Here is a 17,330-nt window from a genome sequence, read left to right as displayed (position 1 = left end):
AAAAATTGGAGAAGAGGGAGAAAAATGAGTCAAGAAGGGCTTCGAATAAAAACATTTGCGACTCCAAGAGAGGAAGGCAGCTTTCTGCAGGGAGTGAAGGATTGTATTCCGACCTTGCTCGGGTATCTGAGCATTGGTTTTGCAGCGGGTGTTTTGGAAAAGACCGCGGGTCTGAGCATCTTGGAAATCATCCTTCTGAGCGTATTGCTATACGCAGGCTCTGCACAGTTTATTGCAGCCGGAATGATTGCCGCGGGGAGTTCGGTAACCGCGATCCTGATCACGATCTTCTTTGTGAATTCACGGCATCTTCTGCTCAGTGCGGCGCTATCCCCCTATTTTCGGCATCTGACACCGTTTAAAAATATGCTGATCGGCTCTCTGTTGACGGATGAAACATTTGGCGTGGCCATTCATGAAGCAGCGCAAAGAAACCGGCTCCATGAAAAATGGATGCACGGGTTAAATCTGACCGCTTATCTCAACTGGATTTTCGCCAATCTCGCAGGTGCCTATTTTGGACAATGGATTACAGACCCGGAAAAGTTCGGACTGGATTATGCTCTGCCTGCCATGTTTATCGGTTTGTTGATCCTGGCGATTGCCGGTCGTAAAAAAGTGAAGCTCGATGTCATGGTGGCTACTTGTGCGGTGATCATTGCGGTAGGAGTAGCGGTTGTTTATCCGGGAAATGCGGGGGTTATTGTAGCAACGGTAATCGCTTCTACGATTGGGATGGTGATCGAGAAATGGAAGTGAGATGGGATGTCTTCTTGATTATTCTCGGCTCTGCCTTCGTGACATTCTTGCCGCGGGTATTGCCGCTTATGGTATTGAGTCGGATGGAACTCCCGGAATGGGGAATTCGCTGGTTGAACAATGTTCCCATCGCTGTCATGGCAGCTTTGATTGGACAGGAGCTTTTCGTTCAGGATGGGCAGTTCTCCCTGTTAAACGATGTCGAGCTGCTGGCCGCGATCCCTGCGGTTCTCGTCGCGATGAAAACGAAAAGCCTGCTCGGAACGGTAGTTGCGGGGATGGTTTCGATCATGGCTTTACGTTACTTCTTTTAGAGGATTGGGAAATGGAGAACCGCTAGTACAGTTGGCGAGGCCGCCTCACAAGGTCTCATTGATCAATTACTTATGATAAGGCTCACCGTAACTGCTCTAGCACATCGTGTTTGATCGGAAGGTGCGGACCATGGTTTGATCTCCAGCAGATGTGTAAAGACACCATTCTCAAGAAATGGTGTATTTGTCACTCCGTATTTGTGGTTATTCCCCATCAGTGCCTTCTTCAATTTTGTACTCTAATAGATCCCCGGGCTGGCATTCTAATGCTTTGCAAATTGCCTCTAAAGTTGAAAGCCGAATAGCTTTTGCCCTTCCATTTTTCAATATCGAAAGGTTAGCCATTGTGATTCCAACCCTCTCCGAAAGTTCTGTTACGCTCATTTTCCGCTTCGCCAGCATCACATCAATATTGATAATAATTGCCATGTTATCACCTCAGACCGTTAAATCATTTTCTGATTTTATATCGATGGCATGTTTTACTAGCTTTTGAAGAACAGCAGCAAAGACTGCGATCACAAGTGCGGAAAAAATCAAGCCCCATCCGACTGGCATGATAATTGGCGGGTCAACTCGCTTCGCCATGAGGTAATACAGCGGCAGGTTTAGCACATGCAACATACTGATTGCAGTGGCACAGTATTTTATATTCTTTAAAGCTTGGAAGGATAATTCTGAGAAAGACTTGTTCCGATTCATATGGGTTAACAGTCTAAAAGTTTGATACAAAGCAATATAATACGGGATCGCCGTTGCATACAACCCGATCATAAGAAGATATTGCAGATAAGCTGCCTCAGGATATAATTCTGCCATAAAATTCGAGATGGCAGGTACAAAAAATATACACAAAGCAAGAACAGGAACACCCATAAGAATAACTGCTGCCTTTAAAAAAAGTGTTTCGCGTTTCATACAATGCACCTCCATTAGTGATTCGCATTTTGATTCTAGCACGCGATTTATCGTTTTACAATAAATAATTATCGTATTTTCAGCATCCTCCCACCCAAAACAAAGAAGCATCAAAGACATTGAACTCGTCTTCGATGCTTCTTCTTTCTCAATATCCCAATATAGGCGCTACTTATGATAAGATCTCCCACTGTGGATTCCAGACTACTTCCCACAAATGGCCATCTGGGTCCTGAAAGTAGCCCGAGTATCCACCCCAAAACGTGTCGTGCGCTGGAAGCGTGATACTTGCACCCGCATTTTTTGCCTGTTCCATGACCTGATCAACTTCCTCCCTGCTATTCACATTGTGACCAATGGTAAATTCAGTAGGACTTGATGCGGTCTGTTGAATCCTTGCATCATGAGCGATATCTTTGCGTTTCCAAATCGCGAGCTTTACGCCTGCTTGTAAGTCGAAAAAGGCAACGGCGCCATGTTCAAATTCTGTGCCAACGATACCTTGTGTTGGGAAACCAAGTCCATCGCGATAGAACAGCAACGATCTTTCTAAATCATCGACACCCAATGTAAGTACTGTGATTCGCGGTTTCATAAAGTTGTGACACCTCCGTATCATAGTATGATCCTAGTATTTGGTTTTGAACATTACAAGCATTGGTTTACCGCAGCAACTCCTCCTACTGTCCCCAAAGTTCGGAGCTTGGCTGACAAACCTAGTTAAAAGTGCTAGCATATTAACAAATGATGGCCGACAGATTACTATGTGAATCATGGAGGAGTTGGGACGATGCTTGAGAACCCTCACCTTAAAGTCATAATGGAAATCCAACAGCAGATCCTGTTATCTAACTTTGATTTGAAGCTGTTTATGCAGACGATCTGCGATCGGATGTGCCTATTAACCGATGCCGACGGTTCTACCATCGAGATGCTGGCGGGCGATGAAATGGTGTATGCCGCCGTCAGCGGCACCTTGCAGCCTCATCACGGCATTCGAATCAATAAGAACGGCAGCTTGTCGGGCATGTGCGTTACAGTGAAGGAAATCTTGTATTCGCCAGATACGCAACAGGACGATCGCGTCAACAAGGAAGCGTGTATGAAGGTCGGCGCGCGGAGCATGGTCTGCGTTCCCCTGTTCGAATCGAGCAACGCCGTCGGCGTGTTGAAAGTCATCTCCGGCCGTCCCGATGCTTTCTCCAGCCGCGACATCGAGACGCTGCAGTTGTTATCGCTCGCCCTGGGCTCGGAGCTAGGCAAGCAAATTAACTACGACGCCAAAATTCGGATTCTAAACGATTACGAGCAATTATTGGTTCAATTAAGAGCCGAAATTGAAAGACGCGAAAAACTGGAGAGCGAGCTTATTCAATTGACAGAGCGCGACATTCTGACGGGATTGCTGAATCGTAGAGGCTTTAGCGATCGAATCCAAGGCTGGATGAATCGGGCCAGTCGAGAGGAAGGCTTATTTGGGGTGCTCTACCTCGACTTGAATAAATTCAAGCAATGCAATGATACGTACGGACATGAGGTCGGCGATCTCGTGCTTGTAGAATTCGCGAATCGCATCAAGAAAGCGGTTCGCGAATCCGATCTGGTCGCGCGCGTAGGCGGAGATGAGTTCGTGGTCGCGGCATGGCTGAATAGCGGCTACGACGGCTTGATGAAGGTTGCCAAGAAATTGATCGGTCAACTAGAGTCGCCGATGCGGATTAAGGAGTTTCAACTGCCGATGTCCACCAGCGTCGGCTGTACGCTATGGGCAGAGGGCAAGACGGAGCTCGATCTCATTCGCGCGGCGGACGAATCGATGTATCTCGCCAAGTCCACCGGCACCAACCGGATTGCGATTCATGGGGAGCTCGTGGGGTAATTTCACGCCGCGATGCCCTACAGCAACTCCTCCACGCAGATTTAACACTCTTGAACATCAAAGATAGTGAAATGTTCACGGCAAACGGCACACGGGTCGGGCTTTCGTCCGTTCCCTTTTCTTTTCCTCCTGTATACGGCACCGACCATCTACACACAACAAAAAGGCGACTCCCTTGGAATCGCCAATGACATGTTAAGGGATGCACTTTTATGAAATGACCACCGAGTGCATCAGGGCGTAAACAGTTTCCAATGCCCTTCGGATACAACTTCGACCTCTCCATCGATCACTTTGATGGCGGTATCATCATCCATTGCATACGCCGGACCCTGCATCCCGGCTGCCCATTTCTCTGCATTCGCCATCGTGTTATACGGCAGCATCTCGTGATCCAGATGCGGGAACATCGCAAAATCGACCAGACCCAGCGTTTTATCACCACCGGTGGGTGGAGTCCAGCCAACGAAGAATTCCCCGATGTTTGGTGCCATCACCATGCTCCCGGCACTCATTCCTACATAGACTAACCGCAGCGACGGCAAGAGGTCTGCCAGTCCGGACTGCTTCATCCAGTAAGACAAAAACAACGGGTCACCGCCATTCACCAGTAGAACGTCAGTCTCCTTGAGCATTGGAACCCAAAGCTCTTGATCGATGCTGGGCAGCGCAGTTAGCTCCAGCACCCCCATGGACTTCCAGCCCAACTCAGTCATCGGTGCGCCGTCTTGTCCATTGAAGAAGTTCCATGCGAGACCTGCACCACCGCGTAATGCGTACGATGCAGTGGTTATGCCGAGGGCGCTTGACTCGGCAATCGGTTTGTCCAGCATGTCAACCAATGCGTTATGTATGCTTTTGTTACTGATGCCTCCAGCTGTAAGCAGAAGTTTCATAACTCATCTCCTCGTCTTTGTGTGCGTTCGACGTTTTATTCTTCAGGCTTTTCAAATGTGGTTGCGGACGTGTATTGGGACAGCTTTGGCTGGTATCCTAATTATTACATCATGGTGCAGTTAGAGTCAAAAGAAAACCATAAATTATTCTTTAATATGATAGGGAAAAGTGAACAGTTTGTCCGCGAACTGTACACCACCTCTATCGAAGAAGTCTCATTTGATCAAGTCCAAGAGTTGCTACCCTGATTCCCTCCGAAAACATCAAAGGGAGAAGGGTCAAAGACATCACGCTTGTCTTTGACCCTTCTCCCAATCCTCAAAACGATGTCAATACTTGTGGTAAGGTTCACCGTAACAGCCGCGGCACAAACGATCAGCAAAAATAAAATTTCCACCACACTCTAAAGAACAAGCGTTCCGAATTTGATTCTCCTATGCTAGAATACAACCAACACAACTGAATAGGCTCCTCAAGGGTGATCGGCTCATCCCCTCACGAAAGGGGGTGAGAGAATGTCGACACATGAAATGATTTCACTCATGCTCCAGTTTGGGCTGTTCCTCGTAGCAGCTTTGACTCTGGTGGTGACAATCATTAAGCATATGTTGGACAATCAAAATAAAAAGAAATAGATCGCCCTTCGAGTTGGTAGCTCCGGCGATCTATTTTGCAAACCTATGAGCCGACACCCTTGCAAGGTATCAGTTGTGTCAACCGACCGTAGGTGTTCAAGCACCTATGGTCTTTTTTATTTTATGCAAGCTCTGCAAGTTCATTCTAACATAGAGCGTTTATTGACCTCAATAACATCGACCAAGTTAGACAAAGTTTCATTTGCTTCGTGTTCTTCGCCGTTACCTATGATACGGTTCACCGTAACGGCAGTAAGCACAAACCCATGCCAATTCATAAATTTTTTATCACAATCTAATAAACAACAGTTCTCACTTACATTCCGCTATGCTAATACAAACAACACATTGAATAAGGCTCCTCAAGAGTGGTCGGCTCATCCCCTCACGAAAGAGGGGGAGATCGGTATGTCAGAATATTAAATGCTCACTGTCATGATTGCTTTTGGCTCATTGGTCACTGTGGTCATCTTTGGGCTCGATGCGTGAATATGTTTTATGTGATGTATCCACCTTCTTGAGTAACTTAGAATTCGTCTTTAACAAAGGGCAATCTATCAATATTTACTAGCATTTCATGCACTTCTTCAAAAATTTCAGTTAATTCTAAATCTTCATCTTTGATTTCTATGTTCCAGTAATGTTGCAATTTTACATCACTTATAAAGTGTGCTCCATTATTATTAAGAGTTATCACCCATGTTATTTGTGGTTTATTTTGATGTTCCATTACTGCGTTAATAACTGTCAGTAATTCTGTATTGATTAGATTCGTCTCTTCCTTGAACTCTTCTTTGGCCTCTATGTTATATTTAATTTCCAGTTCCAATACTGCTTCCCTGTTCTCATCATCATGTAAACAATCTTCAGTTTCATCATGGAATAGAGCGCAACAATCTCCTCCGTAAATCGATTCAGCCGTCATGATACTTTCCCAACTGAAACTAATCTCTGCTCTTGTAATATAGGGGGATTTCTTATTTTTCACGACACACAAACATTCAAATTCTTTCATAAGAGTAACCAACTCAAGTTTATGTCTAATAAGATATGGATTAATTCCTGCATCTTTCATCGAATCAAGTATTTGGCTTGTAATCTGTTCGTAGGTTAACATTTGTACACCTCTTACATATTATTTTTGAACTTGCGGATATTTCACACAATGTATCATTCACGAATTTCGCAAATTCCTATGCGTTAGCTTCGCCCCTGAGATTAAAATCTCGATCCTTTTATGATACCACAAGCTGGAAATATATAGCGCAATATTTCTCTCCTTTCAAAGCAAAAACCTCTAAACCCAAAGGTTGTAGGGGATAAATTCTACTTTATTCCTCATGCCCGCCAACTCTACTCGCCATCCCCACAATCAACATTTCTCGCCGTTAATTATGATACGGTTCACCGTATCGGTGTTAGCGCATGTTCTTTATCTACAACACTCATACAAAGGGAAATTTGAAATAAATTATAAACTACTAAAAGACACATCAGTGATAGATGTTTCTTAGTGTCACCGCCGGAGTATAATTGACCCGGCATAGCCGAAAAAGAAATGACCCACCAAATAGCGAATATCTCCTCGAAAACGGCCAAGTCATCGAGGGGAGACATCCAAATGCTAAGAGGTGGGACTGTGATCAATTTACACGAAATGAAGGCTATGGGCAAGAGCATTCGAGCCATGGCCAGAGAAACGGGATTCTCGCGTAATACAATCCGAAAGTACCTGAGAGATCGCGAACTTCCGCGATCTAAGGATACTGCGGAACGGCCGTCGAAACTTGACCCGTTCATGCCCTTTTTGCAGCAGTGTTTTACGAACGGAATCTACAATTGCGAAGTATTGCTGCGTCTTTTACGTGAGAAAGGATACGACGGGGGCAGAACAATACTCAAGGACTATGTACGCGGCTATCGCCCGCCTAGACAGGCGCAAGCCGTTCTACGTTACGAAACCAAACCGGGTGAACATGCGCAAGTAGACTGGGGGCTGTGTGATTACGTGGAAGAGAACGGAGAGAGGCGTAAGGTTGCCGTTTTCGTTATGGTGCTAGGTTACTCGCGATCCACGTACATCGAATTCACGAAACGTTGCGACATTCATAGTTTCTTGCGTTGCATGATTCATGCCTTCGAGTACTTCAATGGTATTCCTCGCGTCATGCTAACCGATCACATGAAGACGGTCATTCTTGGGATGGGTGATGACAAAAAGCCACGCTGGCACCCGCTCTACGAGGATTTCGCTGCAAGCATCGGGTTAAGTATGCCGCGTACGTCGACCGCAGACGAAAGGAAAGGTTGAACGAGCCGTCCGCTTCGTAAAGGAGAACTTCATTCCGGGGCGTCAGTTTGTTGATATTGGCGATCTGAACCGACAAGCACGAGTCTGGTGTGAAGAGGTCAATCGTCGTATTCATGGTACGACCGGCGAACGTCCCTGCGATCGACTTTCCAGCGAGGAACTTCAGTCCCTTCCCTCGAACGATCGTTGGGCCAAGTACCGTCGAGAAGCCCGACGTGTTAGTCGGGACGGTTTCGTAAGTTATGATAGTGTTCGCTACGGTGTGCCCTGGCAATACAGTGGGCGTGAAGTGGCAGTCCGAGACTGTAATGGTTGGATCGAGATTTGGGTCGATCACCTTCAAGTCGCCAGACATGAAGCCGTTCACCGTTCACGAGCCATTCGCAACTGTCCCAAACAGTATGCCGGTCTCTCCGCTGCCAACGGCAGGACATATCCTCAACCAACGGCTATACAGGTTTCATCCGAACAGGTCGTGGTACGATCACTCGATGTGTATGAGCAACTGGTGGAGGTGGGAGCATGATCGAGTTGGAACAAGTCCGCGCTCGACTTGAAGATCTCGGAATCCATCAAGGGGCTGCCGCCTTGGATGCTTGCCTCGAACGTGCAACGCGAGAGCAACCTACCTATATCGGATTCCTGAATGACCTTCTGGGTCAAGAGATCACACAACGTCAGCAACGTAACTTAGAGGTGCGTACCAAACTTGCCCACCTCCCCTATCGCAAGAAATTTGACGAATTTGATTTTTCATTTCAGCCAAGCATTGATGAACGGCTGATACGTGAACTAGCCACCATGAGCTTTGCAACACGCACAGAAAACATCCTCTTCCTTGGGCCGCCAGGCGTCGGCAAAAGCCATCTGTCGGTGGCGTTAGCTATGGAAGCGATCACTCATGGTCTATCCGTATATTTCGTCACGCTTTCGCATCTCATTGAAGACCTACGTAAAGCGCACGAGGAAAACCGATTAGACAAGCGTCTACGAGTGTATACTCGGCCCAAACTCCTTCTCATCGATGAGGTGGGCTATCTGCCGATGGATCGAGTGGCAGCGAATCTCTTCTTTCAAGTGATTAGTGCTCGATACGAACGTGGGAGCATCATTATGACGAGTAACAAGAACTTTTGGGAATGGGGAGAGCTTATCGGGGATTCGATACTAGCCACAGCGATTCTCGACCGTCTACTACACCATGCTCACATCGTGAATATTCGTGGGAACAGCTATCGCCTACGGGAAAAGATGAAGTCTGGTGCTTACGGGATGCCAAAGAGTGTGGACCAATAAATCGCCGGGGGGGGGGTCATTTTCGAAACGGCGATAGTGGGTCAATTTAACCCCGGCGTTGACACTTAGCACAGAACTAAAGAGATTAAAGATCGCAGACTCCAAATAATGGAGTCTGCGATCTTTAGATTCTATGTAGTTGTAATACGACAGATGTAATTTTTGTTTGTTGTATCCAACTTATTTTTATTTGCTCCTCAATATATTTTTTATATACTCATCAATAGGGTACGAATCTTTTTCGGCACCTTTCTTCAACTTTTTATATAATTCTATTTCATCTCTTTCGAAAACTAAGTTCACTCTTCTCATTTCCCTTAGTGCGATATGTTTATATTTCTCGGGAGATCCCCAGTAACAAGTTTTGCAAACATCTGGGTCTTTTTCATTATTCCAGTTCTCACAGTGTTCGCAAGACCATGATTTCTGACGATTACAGGTACCACAGACCAACATGTATTTTTTCGTATCATTAAAGTCCTTTTCATCCCCACTTACCTCATATGGTACTCGATGATCTATTTGGAGGTAACGCTCTTCATAACATGTATGACAAATATTGCACTTTTCCCCCGAAATATCGAGTAATTCTTTTTTAAATTCCTTTGAAAAGACTTTCCTGCCACCTAAAACCCCATTTCGAACTTTTGAGAAGTCGCCAAAACGGTAAGCTCCTATACTACGACCATTTGAACTTTTAACACGAAATGTCTCAAGTGGAATTCCTTTATCTCGAACATCCTTCGCAGCCCTTGGACCGTGTGTATAACCATATTTCTCCTGTAAGTCTTCTTGAGTTATATATCCGTGTTCTAAAATGTGATCAATTACCTGTTTGGGTCTTTTTTCTGTAACGCTTTTCAGCAACTCCAAAAACTCCGGACTCAAATCTTCTTTGTTCACGATTATTCCCCCAAAAAGAAATACAAATGCGCAAGTTATCGCATTTGTATTTCATTTAGCTTTAAGAGCATTGTTGACCCTCATAGCTTATCATATTGGGAGGCTCTTGTGAACATTTGTAAGTCGTGGCCTATAGAGACAATTGTAACTGTTTTTGATATTCTGATTGGTCCATTCTCTTGATTAAAGCAGGAGAGAGATAGAGAGACTCAAATGTTATGTCATTCTTCCCCAACAAAGTTGATTGAGATGACGTACCAGCCTCTATCTCAACATGCATTAACTCTAGGTGACTAGGCAACATTTCTCCAAACACCTTCGTTCCAGTTCGTCCATCATAACTCAAAATATACGAAATGTTGTTTTTATTCAACATATCCAACGCATCAATAAATTCACATGAATCCAATCCACTAATATATCGATGACTAGCTCCCTTATTTACCCCTTGATACGGAGGGTCCATATAGACCAAATCTTTATCATTCGCCATCATAGCCACTTCAAGGAAATTCAACGAATGGATAACCGTTCTCCCATACAATAGTTTAGATGCTTCTAATATGTCCTTTTTCATTTTTGAGGGCATTCTCCCTTTCCTTCTGTTGTCTGCTCCTTGATTAAACTCACCTTTTGAATTGTATCTGACTGCCGCTTTGACGCACCGTGCTAATAGATAGAGTAGGTCAGTGGGCTGGTGATATCTATTAAATCTGACTCGTACAAGATCATAATAATCGCGTTCCTTCCCAAGTTGTTCGTTCCAAACTTCCTCATAACATTTTGCAATCTGAGAAGGATTTTGAATAATTTCCTTCCAAAGTTCCATAAGGGGTTGGTTAATGTCATTAATAACAAAGTGTTTTGCTAAAGATTTCTGAGCCGCAGCCAATGTGATCGCAGCAGATCCCGCAAAAGGTTCGATCAAAGTTTCTACTTCCGACGGGAAATACTGAAGAATCTTTTCTGCTAATTGTCGTTTGCTCCCTTGATAAGGTATAGGATGTGGGATAGTCATAGTTATTCCTCCTTATTTATATGTAAATTTCGGAAACACTGATACGATCAAATGTTTGCCTTTTTCATCTATAGTGTATCACTCTTCATAGGTTTTGTTCTATGATAAGTTTATTTCCATATATTTTGTCCCGCCTCGGACATCATTTGTCCTACTCGAATACTTTCATTTGTAACTCCCCTTCAAAACAAATCCTTTTTCTCGTTTTACTCGACTAAACAAGGAGGCACAGCTAACTGCAAACGGTAACTGGAATGGTGTGCTACTTTCGAACGGTGAGCATTCTCTATTGACGAAAAGCTCCCCAAACGTCGGGATTCGAATGCGTCTCTTCGAATTTGGAAACATCGCATGGACAACATCGGCACAAAACGCTGACTCGCTCAAACGCAGGCTACTCCAGAACTACGGACATGCCGGGCCTGAATTCGTGCAGTTCCTGTTGAAACTTCCGTTTAAGCGATTGTACAGAAAGTGGGAATACTACTGTCAATTCATTCGTCAAAAGATTCAAAATGCCGACAGGTTCACGAACCGGATTACAGATAAATTCGCCATTCTTCTTGTCACCGCCTATTATGCAAAAAAAGCTCTTGGCCTTGCCATTGATCGCAAAAAAATACGTGAACTGCTCCTCCAGCAGATTCAGGAAAACAGCGAGGAACGTGACATTGGGAAGCGTGCCCTCGAATACTTCAAGCAAACTGTGTTACTGCACAGCGACAATTTCACCACGAGGGGAAGAGAATTCTGGGTACTGATTAAACGCAAGAACGGACACCCCCATGAAGTGCTCATTCTGCCGATACAATTCAAAAAAATCTTAGAAGCAGGCGGCTTTGGAGACTCTCATCAAGTCATCCTGAAAAACTGGGCTACTCGCGGTTGGCTCGATTGTGATAAAGATGAGTTCACAAAAAAGAGAACCCTAGAATCGGGCTCCCTCCACACACGGGTTCACGTCGTACTTTTGCAAAATGAGTCAGCCCGCGAATGATACTCTCTCCCCCTTTGTTATGGGGGAGTAAGCCTAAGAACTCTCACATAAATTCAATTTCTTCCCCTCCTTCCCCTGTATCTGAATCAGTGAAAGAACAAGTCGAACTGTTTGTTCTCTAGCTGTCTTTCAAATGAGCAGGGGAATAGGGGAACTGAACAAAATGAACGGCTATGCGGATATCGAAATCTTTTGCCTTCTCGAGGAAATCCGATTCTCAAGTATTACTCGGTCTAAGTATGTTGTCGAGCACTCTGAACTAGCAAATGGAGGCCAGATGAAATGGACAAATCCAGCAAAAAGTTATATTCGCTCTTCATCAACATGCTTTCAATTTTGGTTACGACATACACGGAGCAACATCCTAACGAACTTTCAAAGCCCAAACACCAGAACTCATCAAACCAGAGGAGGTCCAGCAAATGGATCTGCAAAGAGTCGCCATCTACGCCCGTGTTAGCACCGAAGAACAAGCCGAACACGGGTTCAGCATCGACGCTCAAATCGAGACGCTTGAGAGCTACTGCAAAGCCACTCAGAAAGTCGTCGTCCAGAAGAATGTAGACCGGGGTGTATCCGGCAAGTCAATGAAAGGTCGCCTTGAACTGCAAGCGATGCTTGAGGCCGCCGCTAATAGCGAATTTGACGAGGTCATCGTCTGGAAGATCAACCGTCTCGCCCGCAATCAGGTCGATCTGCTGAACATCGTTGACCACCTCAACAAAAACAACGTCGGCTTCCGAAGCTACAGCGAGCCGAACATCGAAACCACCACCCCTACAGGCAAGTTCCTTTTTACTATGCTGGGGGCGGTCGGTGAACTCGAACGCAACACGATCGTAGACAATGTAAAGCTCGGCATGAAGCAACGAGCGCGACAAGGGAAATGGAACGGTGGTACCGTGCTTGGGTATCAAACGGTGGACGACACTTTACAGGTCGTCCCCGCAGAAGCCGCCTTAGTCACGCGCATCTTTGAACTGTACGCATCAGGCAGAGGCTACAAGGCGATTGCCAACCTCTTGAACCACGAAGGACACCAAACCAAGCGGGGCAAGCCTTTCGGTATCAATTCCATCGAAGGCATCCTGAAAAATCCGCTCTACATGGGCAAGATTCGGTACAACGTTCGTGTGGACTGGAACGAAAAACGCCGCAAGGGAAGGAACCCCGACCCGATCATCGTAGACGGCCAGCACGAACCCATCATCTCGGAAGAGCTATGGGAACAGGTGAAAAAGCTCATTCAGAGCAAGGGCGGGAAGCAAAAGCGAGTTCACGACAACGATTTCTTCCTCACAGGACTTTTGAGATGCCTGCAATGCGGCGCGGGGATGGTCATGCAACGAAACACCAGCCGACGGAAGACAGGAAATGTGACGCTACTCTACTACACTTGCGGGGCCTTCAAAAACAAAGGCTCTGCCGTTTGCAAGGCCAACACCATCCGTAAAGAAGTCGCGGAAGACTACGTAATCAAGCGATTGAAGGAGGTGATTCTGCAACCCAGCATTCTCGAAGATGTCGTCAAAAAGATCAACGCCACGATGTCCGGCAAGATTAAACCACTAGAAGACGAGCTTCGTGGCATCGACAAATCCTTAACCAGCATCGACGCAAAGAAGCAAAAGCTGTTCAAACTCTACGAAGACGACCTGATCGACAAGGATGATCTGAGCAAACGGTTTGATGCTCTAAAGGACGAGTACGCGAAGCTAGAGGCGCGAAAAGAAGAGATTTCGCCGCAACTCCAAGACCAAAACCGTAACCCGATCGCCTACTCGTTCGTCCAGTCTGTTCTCACCCAGTTTGACAAGCTCCTTCGCTCTGCTCCACCTGAGCAACAAAAGGCACTCTTGCGGCTCATCATTAAGAAGATCACGATCAAGAAAGACCGACGAAAGATCGAGAGCATCGAGCTCTGCTTCGATGAAGAAGTGCAAACGTATTTCCTGGGCCAAGCCCCTTCTGCTAACGCGGGAGGGGCTTTTCGTATGCCTAGAAAGAGAGCCGACTGGATCGGCATGATTCGTCCATTCACCATCGCCATCTAAAGGAGAGATTCTCATGCTGCCCAAAACTCTGGAAGAACTCGACCACATCCGAAAGGACTGCTACTGCATGGTAGCAGTTCGAGCAGTCGTATCCGGCTCAGCCTCCCTGATTCCCATTCCGGGAACTGACATCGCTGCCGATGTTGGGATGCTCCTTCAACTCATCCCTGCCATCAGCAAGCGGTTCGGCCTCGACAAGGAGCAGATCAACCAGTTCGACCCACATACAAAGGCACTCGTCCTACGACTCATCCAAGCGGCAGGTAGTCGTTTCATCGGGAAACTCGTCACGGAACAAGTCATCCTTCAAATTCTGAAAAAGGTCGGCCTTCGCTATACAACCAAGCAGATCGTCAAGTATATCCCTTTTGTCGGACAAGCAACATCAGCAGTTGTTGGATTTAGCGCAATGTGGTATGTCGGAAACTCCCATGTGGAGGACTGCTATGAGATCGCAAGGCGGGTACTTGAGGAGGGAAGCTAGGGGTCGTTACAATGACGAGGGGACTGCTAAAAGTAGACGATCTTGACTATTCTCACATATTGAATATGGTAGAATGTTGAAAAGTGATCCCTTACTGGAGGCCCATCGTGACCAATAAAGATCGAATTCTATCTGTGATGACCACTGCGGAAATTTGTGATGATTGCCTTTCTGATCTATCTGGTGTTCACCCGAGACAAACAATCTATCAAGTGTGTAGTCAGTTATCAGAATCATCTCTCATCCTCCGCTACAAAGGTATCTGTAAACGTTGCCGCAAAAATAAAATTGTCAGCCAAGTACCCGATAACGCCCGCTCCAATGTCGAGACAGCTGTATCCAAGAAGCCTATGCAGATTGAACCTGATGGAACGAATGCATGGTACTGGGAAGGCAATGTTAAGGGAAAAGTGGTGAGTTACCTCGTCCAGAAGGGCTATACAATCCGTAGCGTAGCAAACACTACGTCACGAGAACAGGGAAAAGATATTGTTGCTCTTGAACCTGACGGAAACGAACTATGGATCAGCGTAAAAGGCTATCCAGAAAAAAGTCAGCACGTACAAGCCCGCCATTGGTTCTCACAGGTTATCTTTGACCTCATCCTTTACCGTGGAACAAGCTCTACTGCCAAGCTCGCTCTAGCTCTTCCTGAAGGTTTCACAACCTATGCAAACCTATCCCCTAGAGTCGAATGGCTAAAGCAGACGATGCCTTTTGAAATCTTTTGGGTTTCAGAAAATGGTAGCGTTCGTGTGGAATAAACAAAAATGAGCCCGTAGACCGACTCCTCTCGATCTACGGGCTCCTTATTTTGCTAAACCGCACCAAAAACATGCGCTATTTGTGGTAAGGTTCCCCCCGCTGAATCCGAAACGCCCGATATACCTGCTCGAGCAGAATTACCCTCACCATTTGGTGCGGAAACGTGAACTTCGAGAAAGACAGCTTATAATTCGCCCGCTTCAACACATCTTCATGCAGTCCAAGCGACCCGCCAATGACGAACGTAAACGTGCTGTACCCCTGCGTCGCCATCTTATCCAAATGCTCCGCGAACTCCTCCGACGTCACACTCTTCCCTTGGATCGCCAGCGCGATCACATAGTCCCGCTCCCCAACCTTCGCAAGCAGCTTATCCGCTTCTTTCTTCTTAATCACCTCTTCCTGTGCGGCCGACGCATTGTCCGGGGTCGGCTCGTCCGGGACTTCCACGATGTTCACTTTGCAATATGAAGAGAGCCGCTTCGCATATTCGTCGACGGCTCCGGTCCAGTATTTTTCTTTGAGCTTGCCGACGGCAAGCAGATTAATCTGCACGTCTAAAAACTCCCTTCCACCCTCGCCCTACACCACTAAATACTTCGGGTGCTGGTCGCAGTATTCGCACTTCGCCGGGGCTTGCCAGGCGGTGAAGGAGAGGTCGTCCAGCTTGTGAACGTCGGGGGCTTGGCCTTCGTATTCTTCGACGAAATCATCGAGCGCCATTTCCACATGTTCTTTGCACACCACGTACATCAGGGTTCCACCTCGTCTGCTGTTGGTGACTTTATACTAGCAGTCTCCCCCGTTTTTGTCCAAAAAAACAGCGGCTGATCTGGATCAGCCGCTGTATGCTTGCCTTTATTCGGGTTTGGACAGGGTCATTTCCACAGTCTTCAGCTCTTTGTTGCGGTAGAACTCGACCTTGATCTTGTCGCCCGGCTTCTTCTTGTAGAGGATCTTGCGCAGCTGGATCGGGTCTTCCACCTTTTCGCCTTCGATTTTCACGATGACGTCGCCCGCTGCGAGGCCTGCCTTTTTCGCGTTTTCATGCGCTTGGTACACGTAGATGCCCGCTTCGACCGGCACGCCGCTGCGGTAGCCTTCCGGGACCTCGGACAGCGCGACCGGGGAGATGCCCATCACCGGGCGCACGATCTCGCCTTTTTCCATCAGCTGCTGCAGGATCGGGTCGGCTTCGTTGATCGGGATCGCAAATCCAATCCCTTCAACGCCGGTCGACGAGATCTTCGCGGAGTTGATGCCGATCAGCTCGCCTTTGATGTTGACCAGCGCGCCGCCGGAGTTGCCCGGGTTGATCGCCGCGTCGGTCTGCAGCACGTTCTGCGTGAACACTTCGTTGCCCGCCTGGTCGTAGATCGGCATTTCACGCTTGGTCGCCGAGATGACGCCGACGGTGACCGATTGGGCGAACTTCAGGCCCAGCGGGTTGCCGATCGCGATCGCCGGTTCGCCGATGTTCAGGGACTCGGAGTTGCCGAATTTCGCCGGGGTGATGTCTTTGACATCGTTCGGGTCGACTTCCAGCACGGCCAGGTCGGTCATCGCGTCGGCGCCCAGCACTTTCGCTTTGATCCGCTTGCCGTCTTGGAGGGACACTTCGACCGTATCCGCCCCTTCGACAACGTGGTTGTTGGTGATGATGTGGCCTTTGTCGTCAAACAGAATGCCCGAGCCGGTGCCGGCCGTCTGCTCGTCGGTGCTGCGGCCGAAGAAGTCGCGGCTCTTCTGCAGGTTCAACACGCCGACCACCGCCGGCTTGACTTTGTTGACCGCTTCGACAACGCCGGTCTGGACGTTGACGTTTATCGTTTCTTTCGCGCCGCTCGTCGTGTTGTTGCCGTTATCTGCAAAAGCGGATTTGGTTTCAATCACGTTCGACTTGATCATCGTCGGAACCAGCGCGACGGTGGTCGCCGAGCCGATCAGGGCAGACACGAGCGATACGGCGATCCAGGTGCCAAAGTTGCCTTTGTTGCTTTTCTTCGGCTTTGTATCGAAATCATCATAGTACCCCATGGTCAAAACCTCCCTCAATGTACGTATCAGTGTACCCTTATTATACAGAGGATATTTTCTGCT

19 protein-coding genes and 1 pseudogene are annotated in these 17,330 nt (G+C 47.1%); 10 read left to right on the top strand and 10 right to left on the bottom strand.

What is annotated here, in order from left to right:
- Positions 1-24 precede the first annotated feature (24 nt).
- Positions 25-759, top strand: coding sequence for an AzlC family ABC transporter permease (locus tag EV586_RS17925; RefSeq protein WP_132946462.1), 735 nt, complete (start codon positions 25-27; stop codon positions 757-759).
- Positions 750-1,073, top strand: coding sequence for an AzlD domain-containing protein (locus tag EV586_RS17920; protein WP_132946461.1), 324 nt, complete (start codon positions 750-752; stop codon positions 1,071-1,073). The genes EV586_RS17925 and EV586_RS17920 overlap by 10 nt, the downstream gene beginning before the upstream one ends.
- A gap of 204 nt (positions 1,074-1,277) precedes the next feature.
- Here EV586_RS17920 and EV586_RS17915 read toward each other — a convergent pair whose 3' ends face one another.
- From EV586_RS17915 to EV586_RS17905, 3 genes are all read right to left on the bottom strand, one after another.
- A complete protein-coding gene (locus EV586_RS17915; RefSeq protein WP_132946460.1) occupies positions 1,278-1,502 on the bottom strand; it encodes a helix-turn-helix domain-containing protein in 225 nt (74 codons plus the stop codon).
- 9 nt (positions 1,503-1,511) lie between these two features.
- Positions 1,512-1,991: a DUF2975 domain-containing protein gene (locus tag EV586_RS17910; RefSeq protein ID WP_132946459.1), complete on the bottom strand. Its 480-nt coding sequence runs from the start codon at positions 1,989-1,991 to the stop codon at positions 1,512-1,514.
- 172 nt (positions 1,992-2,163) lie between these two features.
- Positions 2,164-2,586, bottom strand: coding sequence for a VOC family protein (locus EV586_RS17905; RefSeq protein WP_132946458.1), 423 nt, complete (start codon positions 2,584-2,586; stop codon positions 2,164-2,166).
- 195 nt (positions 2,587-2,781) lie between these two features.
- Here EV586_RS17905 and EV586_RS17900 point away from each other — a divergent pair, with 195 nt between their 5' ends.
- The gene (locus tag EV586_RS17900; protein ID WP_132946457.1) at positions 2,782-3,870 is read left to right on the top strand and encodes a sensor domain-containing diguanylate cyclase; all 1,089 of its coding nucleotides are present in this window, start codon (positions 2,782-2,784) and stop codon (positions 3,868-3,870) included.
- A gap of 233 nt (positions 3,871-4,103) precedes the next feature.
- Here the strand turns inward: EV586_RS17900 and EV586_RS17895 are convergent, their stop codons facing one another.
- Complete coding sequence (locus tag EV586_RS17895; protein ID WP_132946456.1) at positions 4,104-4,766, bottom strand: Type 1 glutamine amidotransferase-like domain-containing protein; 663 nt, start codon at positions 4,764-4,766, stop codon at positions 4,104-4,106.
- Between the two features lie 516 nt (positions 4,767-5,282).
- On the opposite strand from EV586_RS17895, the gene EV586_RS21900 reads away from it, so the two are divergent.
- A complete protein-coding gene (locus EV586_RS21900; protein ID WP_132946455.1) occupies positions 5,283-5,402 on the top strand; it encodes a putative holin-like toxin in 120 nt (39 codons plus the stop codon).
- A gap of 526 nt (positions 5,403-5,928) precedes the next feature.
- Here the strand turns inward: EV586_RS21900 and EV586_RS17885 are convergent.
- Entirely contained in the window at positions 5,929-6,519 is a 591-nt protein-coding gene (locus tag EV586_RS17885; protein WP_132946454.1) for a hypothetical protein, read from the bottom strand.
- A 504-nt stretch (positions 6,520-7,023) separates the two neighbouring features.
- Between EV586_RS17885 and istA the strand changes: the two are divergent.
- Together istA and istB are read left to right on the top strand one after the other, a co-directional pair.
- Positions 7,024-8,239: pseudogene (gene istA / locus EV586_RS17880) on the top strand (IS21 family transposase).
- Positions 8,236-9,009 (top strand): IS21-like element helper ATPase IstB, encoded by a 774-nt coding sequence (istB, locus tag EV586_RS17875; RefSeq protein ID WP_132946453.1) that lies wholly within the window; start codon positions 8,236-8,238, stop codon positions 9,007-9,009. Before istA ends, istB begins: the two are co-directional and overlap by 4 nt.
- A 186-nt stretch (positions 9,010-9,195) precedes the next feature.
- On the opposite strand, the gene EV586_RS17870 is transcribed toward istB, so the two are convergent.
- Together EV586_RS17870 and EV586_RS17865 are read right to left on the bottom strand one after the other, a co-directional pair.
- On the bottom strand, positions 9,196-9,912 hold the full coding sequence (locus tag EV586_RS17870) for an HNH endonuclease family protein (RefSeq protein ID WP_207893937.1): 717 nt from the start codon (positions 9,910-9,912) through the stop codon (positions 9,196-9,198).
- A 130-nt stretch (positions 9,913-10,042) separates the two neighbouring features.
- Positions 10,043-10,930: a Dam family site-specific DNA-(adenine-N6)-methyltransferase gene (locus tag EV586_RS17865; RefSeq protein WP_132946451.1), complete on the bottom strand. Its 888-nt coding sequence runs from the start codon at positions 10,928-10,930 to the stop codon at positions 10,043-10,045.
- 289 nt (positions 10,931-11,219) lie between these two features.
- Between EV586_RS17865 and EV586_RS17860 the strand changes: the two genes are divergently transcribed.
- The 4 genes from EV586_RS17860 to EV586_RS17845 all read left to right on the top strand — a co-directional run bounded on the left by EV586_RS17860 (position 11,220) and on the right by EV586_RS17845 (position 15,229).
- Positions 11,220-11,927: a hypothetical protein gene (locus EV586_RS17860; protein ID WP_132946450.1), complete on the top strand. Its 708-nt coding sequence runs from the start codon at positions 11,220-11,222 to the stop codon at positions 11,925-11,927.
- A gap of 422 nt (positions 11,928-12,349) precedes the next feature.
- The gene (locus EV586_RS17855; RefSeq protein WP_132946449.1) at positions 12,350-13,981 is read left to right on the top strand and encodes a recombinase family protein; all 1,632 of its coding nucleotides are present in this window, start codon (positions 12,350-12,352) and stop codon (positions 13,979-13,981) included.
- A gap of 13 nt (positions 13,982-13,994) precedes the next feature.
- Positions 13,995-14,465, top strand: coding sequence for a hypothetical protein (locus EV586_RS17850; RefSeq protein ID WP_132946448.1), 471 nt, complete (start codon positions 13,995-13,997; stop codon positions 14,463-14,465).
- 107 nt (positions 14,466-14,572) lie between these two features.
- Positions 14,573-15,229, top strand: a complete 657-nt coding sequence (locus EV586_RS17845) for a hypothetical protein (RefSeq protein ID WP_132946447.1) — start codon at positions 14,573-14,575, stop codon at positions 15,227-15,229.
- Positions 15,230-15,305: 76 nt separating this feature from the next.
- Here EV586_RS17845 and rlmH read toward each other — a convergent pair whose 3' ends face one another.
- The 3 genes from rlmH to EV586_RS17830 all read right to left on the bottom strand — a co-directional run bounded on the left by rlmH (position 15,306) and on the right by EV586_RS17830 (position 17,267).
- Positions 15,306-15,785: a 23S rRNA (pseudouridine(1915)-N(3))-methyltransferase RlmH gene (gene rlmH, locus EV586_RS17840; protein WP_132946446.1), complete on the bottom strand. Its 480-nt coding sequence runs from the start codon at positions 15,783-15,785 to the stop codon at positions 15,306-15,308.
- Positions 15,786-15,812: 27 nt separating this feature from the next.
- Complete coding sequence (locus EV586_RS17835) at positions 15,813-15,983, bottom strand: CxxH/CxxC protein (protein ID WP_132946445.1); 171 nt, start codon at positions 15,981-15,983, stop codon at positions 15,813-15,815.
- Positions 15,984-16,088: 105 nt separating this feature from the next.
- A complete protein-coding gene (locus EV586_RS17830) occupies positions 16,089-17,267 on the bottom strand; it encodes a S1C family serine protease (protein ID WP_132946444.1) in 1,179 nt (392 codons plus the stop codon).
- Positions 17,268-17,330: the final 63 nt, after the last annotated feature.

Source organism: Tumebacillus sp. BK434, assembly GCF_004340785.1.
GTDB lineage: Bacteria > Bacillota > Bacilli > Tumebacillales > Tumebacillaceae > Tumebacillus_A.
The sequence above is the reverse complement of the archived record's forward strand: the minus strand, read 5'-3'. Positions and strand labels throughout refer to the sequence as shown.